Here is a 15,081-nt window from a genome sequence, read left to right as displayed (position 1 = left end):
ATACTCGGCGTATCGAGCATTATCATGCAGAGCGGCTGCCGCTGGGGGTGCGTTGCCCGGTGGCGGCATCAGCGAGAGCGGGCCGGACGCACTTCCTCCACGTGGATCTCGGAGAGGAACCGGCGGTGGACGGCGGCGTCGATGTCGCCCGCGGCCTGGCAGGGGACCGCGGCCGCCGACAGCGACACGGCGGCACGCAGGATGTCCGGCCACGCCGATCCGGCCTCCAGTCCGGCCGCGATCGACGCCACGCAGGCGTCGCCGGCGCCCGTCGGGTTTCCGGACAGTCGCTCGGGGGGCACTGCCCGCCAGGCTCCCTCGGGGGTGTGCGCGTACAGGCCGTCGGCCCCGACGGATGTCACGACCGACCGGGCTCCCCCGGCCCGCAACATGGCGGCGGCCTGCGCCAGGTCCTCGCATCCCGCCGCCTCCATGGCCTCGGCGGCGTTGGGTTTGATCACGTCGGGGCGGGCCGGCAGAGCGTGGAGGAGGGCGGCGCCGCTGGTGTCGAGAATCGTGAGCGCGCCGGCCGCCGAAGCGGTGTCGATCAGCTGTGCGTAGGCGTCCGCCGGGAGGCCGGGCGGGGTGCTGCCGCTCAGGACGACCACGCTTACCCCGGCGAGCAGTTCGGCGTAGTGCCGGGAGAAGAGCCGCCATGTGGCGGGGCCCACGTGCGGCCCCCGCCCGTTGAAGACGGTGGCGTCGCCGTCGTCGCGCGCGACGACGGCGAGGGTTCGCCGCGAGTCGCCGGTCACGTCGAGGAACGCGTCCCGGATGCCCGCGGTGCGCAGCCCGTCTCGGATCAGGCGGCCGGTGACCCCGCCCACGAAGCCGGTCGCCACCGGGGCGTGTCCGAGGAAACCGAGCACGCGGGCGACGTTGATTCCCTTGCCGCCCGCCCGTTCGTGCACGGTGTCGACCCGGTGGGAGGTGCGGGGTCGCAGACTGTCGACGCCCCAGGTGACGTCGAGGGCGGCGTTCAAGGTGACGGTGAGAATCACGGGGTGCTCGCTCCTGTTCGCCGGGTGGCCGCGACGTGCCCTGCTGCCTGCCAGGCGGCGAGACCCGCGCCGAGACACCCGGCCTGATCTCCCAGCCGGGCGCGGACGAGCGCGGGGCGACGCTGGAAGGTGAGGCGTTCTTCCAGCCCGGTGCGCACGGGGTCGAGCAGGAGCCGGTCGGCCTCGGCGAGGCCGCCGCCCAGTACGATCAGCTCCGGCGCGAGCAGGGCGGTGGCGATCGTCAGCGCGTCCGCGAGTCCGTCCGCCGCCCGTTTCCAGACTGCTCGCGCCACGGGGTCGCCCTGCGCGGTCAAGGCCGCGACCTCGGCCGCACCGGTCACCGCCCGCCCGGTGCGCACCGTGTACGCGGCCGCGACGGCGGGGGCGGATGCCACGGTCTCCAGGCAGCCGGAGTTTCCGCAGGCACACGGCGCACCACCGGACTCGACGACGACGTGACCGAGTTCGCCGGCGTATCCGCCGGATCGGATCGCCTTGCCGTCGCAGACGAGGGCGGCGGCGATTCCGGTGCCGATGGCCACGAAGAGCACGTTCGGTGTCGCGCGAGCCGCCCCGAGGGCGCATTCGGCCACGCCGCCCGCGCGTACGTCGTGGCCCAGCGTGACGCGCAGCCCGGTACGCGCCTCCAGGAGGGCCGCGAGCGGCAGATCGCGCCAGCCGATGTTGGCCGACCAGACGGCCCTCTGCCGGTCGTCGTCGACGATGCCCGGGACCACCACGCCCGCGTGGTGCACCGACAGCCCTCGCCGGCCGGCCATCCGGTTCAGAGTGAGCAGGGTGTCGGCGATGGCGGCGAGGACCGCGGTCGGGCCGTCGGCTCGCGGCGTGTCCCTGCGCAGGGTGTCCAGCGGACGCATGCCGTGGTCGAAGATCGCGCCTTTCATGCCGGTGCCGCCGACGTCGAGGCCCAGCACACATCCATACCCGAGAGGGTCACCGGACACGGGCAGGCCTTCGGACGAGGAGGACGGGCGCGCCGGAGGCGCCACTGTCCTTACCATCGATGCCGAACCACCATCACGATCAAACATGCGCGTTCACACCCCGCATCGAGCGATATCTTGCATGACGTGTGAGCGCAGTATTCATCGGCACGGTACGCCACGTCCAGAGCCGCGGGCCTGCGACCTTCCCTGGCGTGCACGAATCGCGCACGCCACGTGGTGCGCGGGACCGCGGCGTTACGATCAACTTCGCGCATACCTGTTGAGGACCGACAGACCGCTCTGGCGGCCCTCGCCCTCGGTGCGCGCCATTCGAGGTTCCGAGGCACGGAGGGGATGCGGCGCATGTCAAAGCAGGAGCGGTGGAGCAAGCTGATGGAACTGCTCGCGGTCGACGGCAAGCTGGACGTGGAGGAGGCGGCCGCCTCGGTGGCGGTGTCGCCGGCGACCATCCGGCGCGACCTCGACGAACTGGCCGAGCAGAAGCTGCTCGTCCGCACACGTGGAGGGGCGATCGCGCACGGCGTCTCCTACGAGCTTCCGTTGCGCTACAAGTCCTCGCGACGGGTCACGGAGAAGCAGCGCATCGCGAACGCCGTGGCAGACCTGCTGAGCGAGGGTGACGTCGTCGGCTTCAACGGTGGCACCACCACCACGGAGGTGGCCCGGGCTCTGGTGCTCCGGGCGGGCGGATCGACGGCCGAGCGCGGGGAAAGCCCCTCGGGTCCCCTCTACACGGTCGTCACCAACGCGCTGAACATCGCAGGTGAACTGGCCGTGCGTCCGCAGTTCAAGATCGTGCTGACCGGCGGCGTCGCGCGCCCCCAGACCTATGAGCTGGTGGGCCCGCTGACGGAGGGGGTCTTGAACCAGGTGGTGCTCGACGTCGCCGTGCTCGGCGTCGACGGTGTGGATCCGCAGCTCGGCGTCATGACACACCACGAGGACGAGGCCGGCATCAGCAGGCTCTTCGCGGAGCGCGCCCGGAAAGTGATCCTCGCGACCGACTCCTCGAAGATGGGCAAGCGCGCCTTCGCCAGAATCTGCGGCCTGGACCGGATCGACGTGATAGTCACCGACTCCGGCATCGCTCCCGAGATGGCCGCGCGGCTCACCGAGGCGGGTATCGAGGTACTCACCGTCTGACGGCCCCTCCTGTTCACGCACCTCCGCCACCAAGCCGGAGGTGGTTCCGGGTGGCCCGTCGACCCCGAGGTGCCGGGCACGCCTGCGCCTGCCGCGCGCCCGCACCCGCCTTCGCGGCAGCGGCCAGATCCTCCCCGTACGGCCTCCGGGGCGCGCTCGCGAAACGGGCCTGCCCGTACCCGGAAGCCCCGTACCCGGAGGCCCCGTACCCGGTTGTCGCGTCCCCGAAGGCCGCGCGGGGGGCCTCGACTGCCAATGGATGCCCGGTTCGAGCCCTCCACCCGCTCCCGCACAGGCCTACCGACGTCGCCCCTTGATCGGAAGGCATCTTTTGCGTAACAGGTCTGGTTCTGAACCTCCTTCCTCGTGTTTACTCTGCCCACAGCAGATGCTCGTTCCTGAGCGAAAACCATTTGGATACTTCAGATGTGCGCACGCTCCGAATCTGCCGTAGTCCCGGACCCCCATGGGCCGTGTCGCCTCGGCCGGCCAGGAGAAAAGGCGGTACTGACGATGAACAAGCGGATGTTCGTGGCGGCATGCACCTGCGCCCTCGGGGCACTCACCCTCACGGCCTGCGGTGGCAACAGCGGCGGCGCCGGCGCATCGGACGGCCAGGACGTGACGCTCAAGCTGGTGGCCGCCGACTACGGCGACAAGGCCTCGAACAGCTCGACGGCCTACTGGAAGGACGTCGCGCAGCGCTTCACCGCCACCCACCCGAAGATCAAGGTCGACGTCCAGGTCATCAACTGGAACGACATCGACTCCCAGGTCAAGACGATGATCCAGAGCGGTAACGTTCCGGACGTCCTACAAACCGGCGGCTACGCGGACAAGGTCGCCGACGACCTGCTCTACAAGGCGGACGAGGTCCTGTCGGAGAAGACCCGCGCCAACCTGATCGACAGCTTCGCCAAGGCCGGTGAGGTCGACGGCACGCGGTACGGCATACCCTTCGTCTCCTCGGCGCGGGCCTTCTTCTACAACAAGACCGTCTTCGCCAAGGCCGGCATCACCGAGGCGCCGAAGACCTGGGACGACCTCAAGGCCGCCGCCGAGAAGATCAAGGCGACGGTGCCGGGCGTGACTCCCTACGCGCTGCCACTCGGTCCCGAGGAGGCCCAAGGCGAGTCGCTGATATGGGAGTTCGGCAACGGCGGTGGGTTCACGGACGCCCAGGGCACCTACACCTTGAACAGTAGGGCCAACGTCGAGTCGTTCACCTGGCTGAAGACCAACCTCGTCACTCCCGGCCTGACCTACGCCAACCCCGCGACGACGGACCGCAAGACCGCGTTCGCGGACTTCGCGGCCGGTAAGACCGCGATGCTCAACGGTCACCCTTCTCTGCTCCAGATGTCCAAGGACGGCAAGGTCGACTACGGCGTCGTGCCCATCCCCGGAAGAACGGGCGCGCTCAAGTCCACGCTGGGTGTCGCCGACTGGATGATGGCGTTCAAGGACAACGGCCACAAGGAAGAGGTGCGCGAGTTCCTGGACTTCGCGTACTCGAAGGAGAACACGCTGAAGTTCGATGAGCTGTACAACCTGATGCCGGTCACCAAGGACACGCTCCAGGAGATGACCGGCAACGGCAAGCACAAGGACCTCGAGCCCTTCTTCGCGCTGCTGCCGAACGCGGTCTTCTACCCGCTCGGCGACACCTCCTGGGACGCCGTCTCCGCCGAGATCAAGAAGAGCGGCGGCACGGCCGTGAACGACCCGGCCAAGGTGCTGGGCGAGCTGCAGAAGAAGGCCGAGGACGCGGTTTCCGACCAGTAGGCCACGCGAACCGCACCTCACGAAAGGCACCCTCGTGTCCCCCACTTCCTCCACGGCCGGCTCCGGCCGCAAGGGCCGGGGCGGTCTGGCCCGGCTGGGGCCCCTGCCCTGGATCGGGCCCGCCGTCCTGCTCATCGTCCTGGTCGTGCTCTGGCCGGTCTACGAGATGGTCCGCACCTCGTTCCTGAAGATCAGCAGCAGCGGATTCGTCCGGGGCTCGGCCGGATTCGACAAGTACAAGCGGCTGTTCGACGAACCGTCACTGCCCTCGGTCGTCGTGTCGACCCTGGTGTGGACCGTGGTCGTGGTCACCGCCACCATGGTGACGTCGCTGGCGTTGGCCCAGCTCTTCAATCAGAGGTTTCCCGGCCGGCGCGTCACCCGCTGGGCCCTCATCGCCCCCTGGGCCGCATCGGTCGTGATGACCGCCATCGGCTTCAAGTGGATGCTCAATCAGACCGCCGGCGTCCTGAACACGCTCATGCGCGATCTGGGGCTCATCGACGGCCCCAAGGACTGGTTGGGCGACCCCTCGACGGCCTGGCCCTGGATGATGTTCGTCGCCGTCTTCGTCTCCCTGCCGTTCACCACCTACACCCTGCTCGCGGGACTCCAGACCATCCCGGGCGAGGTCTACGAGGCGGCGAAGGTGGACGGCACCACCACCTGGCAGACGTATCTGCGCATCACCCTCCCGCTGTTGCGGCCGGCGTTCCTCGTCGGTGTCGTCATCAACCTGATCAACGTCTTCAACTCGTTCCCCGTCATCTGGAGCATGACCCGCGGTGGCCCGGACAGCGACACCGCCACCACCACCGTGTTCATGTACCAGCTCAAGAACTCCGACATCGGCCAGTCCGCGGCGATGTCCGTCGTGAACTTCGCTCTCGTCGTGGTCATGGTCGTCCTCTTCCTCAAGGTCTCCCGCTGGAACCAGGAGGAGAGCTGATGGCCCAGAACACCCTCACCCCTTCGAAGACCCACCGGCCCGCCTCGGTCTCCCGCTCCCGGACCGGCGGCACCCGACCCGGCACGCCACGACCTCAGCGCACCCTGCGCGCGCGGACCCTGCTGGTCGCCGCCGTCGCATGGCTGCTGGCGGCCGTGTTCCTGTTTCCGTACGCGGAGATGGTGATCACCGCGCTGCGGCCGGCGCGCGAACTGCGCGACGCCGGCTATCTGCCGGCCGAGTTCGAGTGGGCGAACTTCGTCAACGTATGGCGCGAGTCTCACCTCGGGGCCAACCTGCGGGTCACGCTGCTGGTCGCCGCGGGATCCACCCTGCTCGTCCTGCTGGTCGCCATCCCCGCCGCGTACTACACCGCGCGCATGAGGTTCCGGGGCCGCGGCCTCTTCCTTCTGCTGGTCCTCGCCACGCAGATGTTCCAGCCCACGTCGCTGCTCGTAGGTCTCTACCGCGAGTTCTACCAGTTGGGCATGCTCAACTCCGTATGGACCCTGATCCTGTGCAACGCGGCCTTCAATCTGGCCTTCGCGATCTGGATCCTCACCGCCTACTTCGCCTCCATCCCCGAAGCCCTCGAAGAGTCGGCCATGATCGACGGCCTGGGGAGGGCGGGAGCGCTGCTGCGCATCACCCTGCCCCTGGCGATGCCGGGAGTCGTCACCGCGATGATCTTCACCTTCATCTCGGCATGGAACGAATTCGTCATGGGCCTCACCCTCTCCACCATCCCGGAGAGTCAACCGCTGACGGTCGGCATCAACAGTTTCATCGGCAACTACACCGTCCAATGGAACTACCTGTTCGCCGGCTCGGTCATCGCGATCGTGCCCGTCGTCGTCCTCTTCGCGCTCATCGAGCGGAAGGTCGTCTCCGGTCTCACCGCCGGATCCGTCAAGTGACCCGCCGGCCGCCCCGACCGCCCCCCACCACGGTGCGCTCGGCGATGGCGTACGCGGGAAATCCGGCCGCCCGCGGGCGGCTCCGTGCACCACCGTCCGAAGGAGTCAACCATGCGCTGGTTGCGCCGACGAGGCCGATGTCTCGCCGCACTCGCCACAGTCGTCCTCGCTCTCCCGTTGTCGGCCACGGTTTCCGAGGCGGCGACCGCTCCTCCCCCGGCCGCCCCCTCAGCCCTCGTGCCACAGCCCGTGTCCCACCTGCCGATGGCGGGCAGGGGATTCACCCTCACCCCCCGGACGCGCATCGCCGTCCTGTCGAAGAAGCCCGCTGCGCTCGGCGTCGGCACCTACCTGGCCAAGGTTCTCGCCCCGGCAACGGGCCACACCCTGCCGGTCGTCGCGGTCTCGCGGGCGCCGAAGCAGGCCGTCGTCCTGGACCCCAACGGCCCCGAGGAGCTCGGCGCCGAGGGATACACGCTGTCGTCCGACAAGGACGGAGTCGTGGTGAGGGCCCACGGAGCCGAGGGATTGTTCCGCGGTGTGCAGACGCTGCGCCAACTCCTCCCGGCCGCAGTGGAGTCTCCCACCCGAGCGCCCGGCCCCTGGACCGTCTCCCCGGTACGGATCTCCGACTCGCCCCGGTACGCGTACCGAGGCGTGATGTTGGACGTCGCCCGCCGCTTCTACCCCGTGGCCCAGGTCAAGCGCTACATCGACCAGGCCGCGGCGTACAAGATCAACACGCTGCATCTGCACCTGACCGACGACCAGGGTTGGCGCATCGCCATCGACGCGATTCCGGAGCTGACGAAGGTCGGTGCCAGTACACAGAGCGGCTTCACCCACGGCAGCGGTTGGTACTACTCGGCTGCGGACTACAAGGAGATCGTCGCCTACGCGCAGTCCCGCTTCATGACCGTGGTACCGGAGATCGACGGGCCCGGCCACACCCGGGCCGCGCTGGCCTCGGTGCCCGGGCTGAACTGTGACGACAAGGCGAAGCCTCCCTACTCCGGATTCGACGTCGGCATCAGCCTCTACTGCCTGGAGGACGAGCGGCACACGGCCGAGACGACCCGCTTCCTGCGCACCGTCATCAAGGCGGTGGCCAAGCTCACGCCCGGCCCCTACATTCACCTCGGCGGTGACGAGACCCCGCAGGCGACCCCGTCCCAGTACGCCGCCTACGTCGAGGCGGCCACCTCGACCACCACCTCACGGAAGAAGACCGTGATGGGCTGGCACCAGCTCGGTCAGGCCGCGATCCCCGCGGGCAGCCTGATGCAGTACTGGGGTGAGGAGGGTGACCGGGAGAGCATCGGCACGGCCGATGAGACCGAGACCATCGGCTTCGTCCGCAGCGGGGTGGCCCAGGGCGCCAAGTTCGTCATGTCGCCCTCCGACCACGCCTACCTGGACATGAAGTACGACGTGTCCACCCCCTACGGACTGAGCTGGTCCGGCTACGTGCCGGTGCAGAAGTCCTACGAGTGGGACCCGGCGAAGGCCACCGCCAAGCCGGACGGCACCGGCTCGATCGTCCCCGCCGGGCAGATCGCCGGCGTCGAGGCCGCGCTGTGGGCGGACCGCGCCTACGAGGGCAGCGACGCGCTGCCGACCCCCACCACCCGCTGGCCCGAACCCCACGCCTACGCCGAGTATATGAGTTTCCCCCGCCTGCCCGCCCTCGCCGAGGTCGGTTGGACCCCGCAGTCCGCCCGCGACTGGCAGGACTTCCGCCGGCGCCTGGCCCAGCAGGGACCGCGCTGGACCGCGGCCGGTATCGGCTACCACCCCGCCCCGGGCATTCCCTGGCCCGGTGTCACGAAGGTCGTGGAGGGTGCGCACAGCGTCGAGACAGGAGGCAAGTCACTGGACAACCCGGGCGGTTCCACGACCGACGGCGCCGCCATGGTCCTGTGGGCGCCGAACAGCGGACGCAATCAGACGTGGACGTTCACCAAGCAGTCGGACGGCTCCTACACCATCATCAACAAGACATCCGGGATGTGCCTGGATGTGGCCAACGGCTCCAGGTCGTCCGGCGCCGCCGCCGTTCAGCGGACGTGTACGGGCGAGATCGGCCAGCGCTGGAAGGTCACACCGCTCGCCGACGGCGAGCACACCATCGCCTCCGCCCGAAGCGGCCTGGTGCTCACCGCCGCCTCGGCCACCGACGGCGCCAAGGTGACCCAGCAGAAGGCCACCGGCACGGCGCTGCAGCGCTGGACGGTCGACTGACCTTCCCCCGGGTCGGCCGACCTTCCCCCACTGCGGTCCGGCCCCTTCCCCGCTCCGGACGCGCCTCAGGGCCGTTCGGAGCGGGTTGGCCGCAGGACGGCGACCTCCGCGGCCGCTCCCGTGTGCGGGAGGACTGCCAACTGGCCATGTATGGCACGGTCCAAGCCGTGTGTCATCAGGCGGCCATGAGGAACCCGTATCCGGGATAGAAGAGCCGAATGATGGAAACCGAGGACGCCCTCATGGTCCACCACATCGCCGAGCGTCTGCTGCGGGCTCATCCCTGCCTCGACGCCGGAGCTGTCCACAGCGCCGTGGAGACGGCTTACGACGAGCTCCGGTACGCCCGGGTGCGCGCCTACCTGCCGGTCCTCCTCGAACGCAGGGCCGGCGACCTTCTCGACAAGGGCTCCCACCACAGCCCTTGATCGACGCGCCGGCCAGGGCAGACCGTGCCGCCGCGCGCCGATGACGCGGCCGAGAGCGGCCCGCGGAGTGACGGTCGCTTCGACTCGCCCGCACGAGTACGGCCCTCGGGCGTCGGTCGGTGGGGCGGCCGGGTTCAGTCGGGAACCCGGCGCAGCGCGGTACGGCGGGACCGCGCCCCGTACGGGCGGCGTGGAGGGTGGCGGCGAGTTCCCGAGCCCGCCCCTCCCCCCGCGAAACCGTCCAGGACCGCGGTCGATGTCGTCCGCCTCCGGCAGAACCGTGCCCTTCAGCTCGGGTCCGCGAGCGGAACCCTCTCGTCAAGCACCAGGCTGTGTCCAAGAGCATCAGCCGGCAGGGCCTCCACCTCTTCGAGCCAGTCACTGAACCGCTTGTAGAGCGGACCGCACCAGGCCCTGTTGGGAGAGGTGTCCGTCATGGCGACGAACAGGTGGGATCCGAACGAGCTGTCCCAGAGCTTGTCCAGGATCCTCACCAGGTTGTCACCGGACACCTCGATCCGCTGTATGCCGTTGTCGAACTTCGTGATGCGGCCTACGGACAGCTTGGGATCCTTGCTGAAGGGTTTGTCCTTCGGTCCCGGTCCGCCACGTCCGGCACGCTCCTGCACGGTGCTCGTGGTCCACGTCGGTGCCCAGTTGCCAAAGGACTTGTGAGCGAGGAAGGTCCAGGTGTTCTCGTGGCAGACCAGCGACACGTAGGACACCGCGGCAGCCCTCTTCATGACGTCCAGGTGCCAGCGCGTCAAGACCGCGTCCGTCTCCTTGCGACGCTCCGCTTCCGCCCTCTGCTCCGCTTGCCTCTGCAGCAGAAGCTGGTTCTCCGCTGCTTCCTTCTTGCGCCTCTCCGCGCGGTCTTCCTCCCGCCAGCGCTTCTCCTGTTCCCACTTCTGGGCAGCGATCTCCCGTTTCTGCTCCTGATTCGCCGTCCACTGGTCAAGCAGCGTCTTGAGCATCCGTTCCCCTCCAGTCCGAGCTGCCCAGCGGGGCGCCCCCGGCCTCGCCCCGACGGACGGTGATCGTGGTCCAGGCGCCGACGTGGACCTGATCGCCGTCGCCGAGGGGGATCGGGACGTACGGCTGGATCGGTTCCTCACCGCCGTTGATGGTGGTGCCGTTGGTGGAGTTCTGGTCCACCACCGCCCAGCTCCCGTCGGGCTGCTGGACGAGCACCGCGTGCTGGTGGGAGACGCCCGGGTCCTCGGGGGGCACCGAGAGGTCGATGTCCGGGGACTCGCCCGAGGAGGCGCGCCGCCGGCCGATGGTGATCTGACCGCCGGAGAGCGCGAGGTGCTGCTCGGGCGAGTACGCGGGCATGTTCAACCCGGCCGCCTCGGGGCCGCTGCGCCGCATCATCGCCAGGAAGTACGACCGGTCGGGACCGACCGTCGCGCTCCAGGCACCGTTGCCGAGGGACGGGGCCTGACCCTGGGACCCGTAGTGCTGCTGCGCCTGATGCTGCACAGGCTGCTGGTACTCCATCGGGTAGTGCGGCTGCTGGTACTGCGGCTGCTGGTACTGCAGAGGCAGAGGCTGCTGGTACTCCTGCTGCTCCGGTGGAGGTTGGTACTGGTAATACTCCTGCTGGAAGGACTCCTGGTAGTGAGGCTCCTGGAGCTGCTGGTAGTGCGGATGCTGTTCGTGCGGGCGGGACGGCAGCAGCCAGTCGTCCTCGCGCGGGCGCGGCTCGGCTTGCCGGCTGACATGTGAAGTCGCCGAACTCGTCGGGAAGTTGTACCGGCACTCCTCGCAGAACGGGGCCATGGCCTCACGCGGGGTCCGACACTGCGGGCACAGCTCCGCCTGCGCGGTCGGCTCACCGGCCGTTGGAGGGTAGCCGTAGCCGTAGGAAGGCGCCGCGGGGGCGCTCGTGGCGGCAGCCATGCGGTGGCCGCAGACCTCGCACCAGTCCTCGGAGGCGGACTGGTGCCCGTACGGACAGGTCGGCATGGCTACGCTTCCCCCTTCTCCCCGCGTCATCGCCGCAGGTCTCTTCTCAGGTGTTCTTCACTCGGAGGTCTTCTTCACTCTGACAGTCTGCGCCGACAGCGTTTCAAGGGCGTCTCGTCGGCGCGGCAGCACTTCTGAGGAAGGCCTTGGGGCACGGCTGACCTGGTTCCAGGGTCTCGGCCGAGCATCCGGTGAGGTCCACGCCACCTCCGAAGGTGTGGGCCCTATCCCTCCAGCACCTGACGGGTCGCCGGCCCGTAGGTTCCCCGACCGTCGTCATCGACGCCCCGATCGACCTGGAACTCCGCCACCGCCTGCTTGACCCCCGAGTCGAACCGGCCGTTGAACTTGCCCTTGTACAGGCCCTGTGCGGACAGCAGTCTCTGCAGCTTCTTCACTTCCGGGCCAGAGTCCCCGTACCGCAAGGTCGGCGCCTGTGTGGGGGGCGGCGGCTTGGGTCCGGGGGGACGGCTCGCGCTCGGTGACGGGCTCGGCGAAGCAGAGGGGGACGGCGAGCGGGAGGGGTCGGGAGAGGCTGACGAAGACGCCGAGCGGGAGGCGCTCGGCGATGGGGAACGCGAAGGGGAGATCGAAGAGCCGGACGATCTCGCGGAGGGGGTCGGGGAGGACCCGGGCAGGACCGTGCTCGCCGTGAGAGCCGACGGCCTGGCATCCGGAAGCATGACGTCCTCTCCGGAGGAGGCTGGTGTCCACAAGGTCACGGCCGTCCCGCCCACCGCGATCACCACGGTGGCGGCGAGCAGAAGTGGAGCCGGCCGCCGGAAAGCCCGGGGCGGGCGCTCCTCGGATCCGCGGCCCGCCCTCCTACCCGCGATCGGCCCACCCGCTCCGGGGGCAGGCACCCGGCGGGCCGGCTGAAGGAGAACCAGGTCGGCGGCGCTCGGGTCGGGTTGCGACCACGACAGGTGTACCGGCGGTACCGGAACTCCGTACGCCGGGGTGTCCCAGTGCGGCGCCGCCATCGCGCCCGATTCCGATGCCGCGAACGTCGGTACCTCCGGCTCGCCGGGGTCGGGCAACGTCACGTAAGGACGGATCCGCATGGGGTCGAAACCCGCAGCCGGTGCACACCGGCAGGCGGCGCCGACAGTCCCGCAATCCGGGCAGCGTTCAGCGCTCACTGAAATCCCTCCCTGGCCATTGCCGGCGATCATGGAGACCGCCGGGCGGGCTCACCAGCGTGCCGCCGGCGCGAGGACTGCGCCTGTGGCAAGGCCCCGTCACGACGTCGTCCCGCCAGACTCGAAGCCACTCGCCAACGGACCGGATCCAGGTGTCTTCGCGACAGCGGTCCCGATCGACGCGGCTCCCCTCACCACCCCCTCGGCCAGGACAACGCCCATCGGACGGCGACGGCGGTAAGGGTGGGACATGAACCATCCTCGTGGTTGCGGAGACACATCGCCCCAGATCTCGACGGCAATGCGAGGAGCGCGGGCATGGGCGCGAAGAGCGGGCAGGGAGGTGACCGCGGCTGGGGGCGACCAGCAGTCCAGACTACCTGCGAACTCGACCATGCTTCAACAGGTCTCAACACATACCATCAAGTCGTTTCCGGGCGTGAAAGGTGACCGGGTCAGGACTTCGGCGGCAGGGGCGACGCCCATCAAGCAGCCGCCCGCGCTCCGTTCCCACGACCAGAGTCCGCCGCGTGAACCAGGTCGGCCCGCGCGACGCCCGGTCGCGGGCGGGCGCTTCGATCTCGCGACTCGGAGGCCGGGAAGCGCTGGGGGCCTCACCCCCCCCAGCCTCCACCGCCGGGGTTGGCTTCGCCTCGCGCCAGCTCCACGATCACTGCCCACAGAGCGTGTGCGCTCAGTGCGGCGGCAACCCGCTTCGCAAGCTCGACAGCCGGTCGACTCCGGCGAGATGACCGCTGGTCATCACTCATGCCCGTACCCCTCTCGACCGGGCCCCCGCCCCGACAAGGCGGATTCCTTCGGCCCCCACTTCCGAGGTGCGAACAACTGCCAAGATATCCAACGGATTTGACAGACAATAGACCCGGCCGCTCCGTCAGCGGCAGGCTCCGGCTGCAGAACCGCGGGAGCCGAGGCAGCGCACGGCCGACCCTCGGTGGCGGTCAAGCCGACTGATGCAGGGACCTTTCTGTGATGAAAGCACTACGCCGTTGGCGTGAGGCGCTCGGCGCAGTAACCGTTCCCCAGTAAAAGGTCAGGAAATGATCTGCGTTGGGTAAAGCGCCGCCATGTCGCGCCGCTTGCGCCCCCTCGATGCCCATAGCCCCCCTCGAAGGAGTCTGACCATGAGTTACGGGAACCTGCTGCGGAAAGAGATCGCGAAGCCGGGCACGACGCCGCTGATCGGCGTGTACGACATGTACTCGGCGTCCGTGGCCGCCGGGCACTATGACGGGATGTTCGTCTCCGGGTTCGGGTTCGCGGCCTCCTACTACGGCCTGCCCGACATCGGATTCATCGCGTGGCCCGACATGATGGGCTTCGTCCAGCGGCTGCGCGGCGCCTTCCCCCAGCACCACCTGCTGGTCGACATCGACGACGGGTACGTGGACCCCGAGGTGGCCTGTCACGTCGTCGAGGGCCTTGAGCGGGCCGGCGCCTCCGGCGTCATCCTCGAAGACCAGAAGCGGCCCCGCCGGTGCGGGCACGCCGACGGCAAGCAGGTCCTGCCGCTCGACGAGTACCTCGACAAGCTCGCCATGGTCCTCGCCACCCGCAAGGACCTGGTCGTCGTCGCCCGCACCGACGCCACCGAGGAGGCCGACATCCTCCACCGCGCGGAAGTGCTGGCCTCCACCGACGCCGACGTCGTCCTGGTGGACGGAGTGCGCAGCATCGAATGGATCGAGCGGATCCGCAAGGTGGTCGGCGGCAAGCCACTGCTGTTCAACCAGATCGCCGGCGGCAAGTCGCCCCGCCTCTCCCTCAGCGAGCTCACCGACCTCGGCGTCGACGTCGCGATCTACAGCACCCCCTGCCTGTTCGCCGCCCATCGGGCGATGGACACCGCCCTCGCCGAACTCCGTCTCGCCGACGGACGCCTCCCCGCCAACCAGGACGGCCAGGAGATCGGGGTCACCGAGTCCACCCGCCTCGTGGCCAAGAACATCGGCCGTCACCACACCCTGCCGGCCACACGAAACAACGCGGACGTGATCGTATGACCCGCGCCCGAGTACGGGCCGCCGCCTACCTCGCCGTCGCGGTCCTCGGCGCCGCCGCCCCGTCCGCCGCAGCCGAAGGAAGCCTCATAACGGTCATCGACAACTCCCACTCCGACTCCATCCTGGAAGTCGACCGCAGCGCCAACCTCCAAAGCGGCAGCGGCACCGCGGGAAGCGACCACGACGGCAGCGCTGTCGACATGCTCGCCACCCTCCTCCAGGGAAGTCACCCCGCGGAGGACGGCGACTGAGGATCCCGGGCGCCTCCGGCGGCGAACCCGCCGAGGTGGCCGAAGCGGCCGAGTGGGTGGGCGGCCACCCTTCCCGAGCCGGGAGACGGGGCCGCCCCCCGGCTCGGCCGTCTCCTTCGGATCGGCGCCAGGCCGCCCCGCCCCCTGATGTCAGATCGTGGGGGCGGGCCGTTGTTCTCGCCGGGCCGCTGCCCACGCGCGGCAGGGGGTGGCCGGTGCACCGGCCACCCCCACCAGCTCATCGTGGTTCGGCGGACGCCGCCG

13 protein-coding genes are annotated in these 15,081 nt (G+C 69.4%); 8 read left to right on the top strand and 5 right to left on the bottom strand.

Annotated features, from left to right (window positions below; translation table 11 throughout):
• Positions 1-68 precede the first annotated feature (68 nt).
• Both OHA84_RS34610 and OHA84_RS34605 read right to left on the bottom strand, forming a co-directional pair.
• Complete coding sequence (locus tag OHA84_RS34610; RefSeq protein WP_266967778.1) at positions 69-1,001, bottom strand: 1-phosphofructokinase family hexose kinase; 933 nt, start codon at positions 999-1,001, stop codon at positions 69-71.
• Entirely contained in the window at positions 998-1,936 is a 939-nt protein-coding gene (locus tag OHA84_RS34605) for an ROK family protein (protein ID WP_266967780.1), read from the bottom strand. Before OHA84_RS34605 ends, OHA84_RS34610 begins: the two co-directional genes overlap by 4 nt.
• A 375-nt stretch (positions 1,937-2,311) precedes the next feature.
• On the opposite strand from OHA84_RS34605, the gene OHA84_RS34600 reads away from it, so the two are divergent.
• The 6 genes from OHA84_RS34600 (at position 2,312) to OHA84_RS34575 (ending at position 9,432) form a co-directional block, all read left to right on the top strand.
• Complete coding sequence (locus tag OHA84_RS34600) at positions 2,312-3,112, top strand: DeoR/GlpR family DNA-binding transcription regulator (RefSeq protein WP_266967781.1); 801 nt, start codon at positions 2,312-2,314, stop codon at positions 3,110-3,112.
• A 513-nt stretch (positions 3,113-3,625) separates the two neighbouring features.
• On the top strand, positions 3,626-4,897 hold the full coding sequence (locus tag OHA84_RS34595) for an extracellular solute-binding protein (protein WP_266967783.1): 1,272 nt from the start codon (positions 3,626-3,628) through the stop codon (positions 4,895-4,897).
• 34 nt (positions 4,898-4,931) lie between these two features.
• Positions 4,932-5,846, top strand: coding sequence for a carbohydrate ABC transporter permease (locus OHA84_RS34590; protein WP_266967785.1), 915 nt, complete (start codon positions 4,932-4,934; stop codon positions 5,844-5,846).
• Positions 5,846-6,763 carry a carbohydrate ABC transporter permease gene (locus OHA84_RS34585; RefSeq protein WP_266967787.1) on the top strand — a complete coding sequence of 306 codons (918 nt, stop codon included), beginning with the start codon at positions 5,846-5,848 and terminating at the stop codon, positions 6,761-6,763. Before OHA84_RS34590 ends, OHA84_RS34585 begins: the two co-directional genes overlap by 1 nt.
• A gap of 237 nt (positions 6,764-7,000) precedes the next feature.
• Positions 7,001-9,004, top strand: coding sequence for a family 20 glycosylhydrolase (locus tag OHA84_RS34580; protein ID WP_371591538.1), 2,004 nt, complete (start codon positions 7,001-7,003; stop codon positions 9,002-9,004).
• A gap of 218 nt (positions 9,005-9,222) precedes the next feature.
• Positions 9,223-9,432 carry a three-helix bundle dimerization domain-containing protein gene (locus OHA84_RS34575; RefSeq protein ID WP_266967790.1) on the top strand — a complete coding sequence of 70 codons (210 nt, stop codon included), beginning with the start codon at positions 9,223-9,225 and terminating at the stop codon, positions 9,430-9,432.
• 287 nt (positions 9,433-9,719) lie between these two features.
• Here OHA84_RS34575 and OHA84_RS34570 read toward each other — a convergent pair whose 3' ends face one another.
• The 3 genes from OHA84_RS34570 to OHA84_RS34560 all read right to left on the bottom strand — a co-directional run bounded on the left by OHA84_RS34570 (position 9,720) and on the right by OHA84_RS34560 (position 11,798).
• The gene (locus OHA84_RS34570) at positions 9,720-10,406 is read right to left on the bottom strand and encodes a hypothetical protein (RefSeq protein ID WP_266967792.1); all 687 of its coding nucleotides are present in this window, start codon (positions 10,404-10,406) and stop codon (positions 9,720-9,722) included.
• On the bottom strand, positions 10,387-11,400 hold the full coding sequence (locus OHA84_RS34565; protein WP_266967793.1) for an FHA domain-containing protein: 1,014 nt from the start codon (positions 11,398-11,400) through the stop codon (positions 10,387-10,389). The genes OHA84_RS34570 and OHA84_RS34565 overlap by 20 nt, the downstream gene beginning before the upstream one ends.
• Positions 11,401-11,624: 224 nt before the next feature.
• Entirely contained in the window at positions 11,625-11,798 is a 174-nt protein-coding gene (locus tag OHA84_RS34560; protein ID WP_266967795.1) for a peptidoglycan-binding protein, read from the bottom strand.
• Between the two features lie 1,889 nt (positions 11,799-13,687).
• Here OHA84_RS34560 and OHA84_RS34555 point away from each other — a divergent pair.
• Both OHA84_RS34555 and OHA84_RS34550 read left to right on the top strand, forming a co-directional pair.
• Complete coding sequence (locus OHA84_RS34555; RefSeq protein ID WP_266967797.1) at positions 13,688-14,566, top strand: oxaloacetate decarboxylase; 879 nt, start codon at positions 13,688-13,690, stop codon at positions 14,564-14,566.
• Complete coding sequence (locus OHA84_RS34550; RefSeq protein ID WP_266967799.1) at positions 14,563-14,817, top strand: hypothetical protein; 255 nt, start codon at positions 14,563-14,565, stop codon at positions 14,815-14,817. Before OHA84_RS34555 ends, OHA84_RS34550 begins: the two co-directional genes overlap by 4 nt.
• The last annotated feature ends 264 nt before the right edge of the window (positions 14,818-15,081 follow it).

Source organism: Streptomyces sp. NBC_00513 (genome assembly GCF_041431415.1).
Taxonomy (GTDB): domain Bacteria; phylum Actinomycetota; class Actinomycetes; order Streptomycetales; family Streptomycetaceae; genus Streptomyces.
Note: the sequence above shows the minus strand (reverse complement) of the source record. Positions and strands in the feature narration are given on the sequence as shown.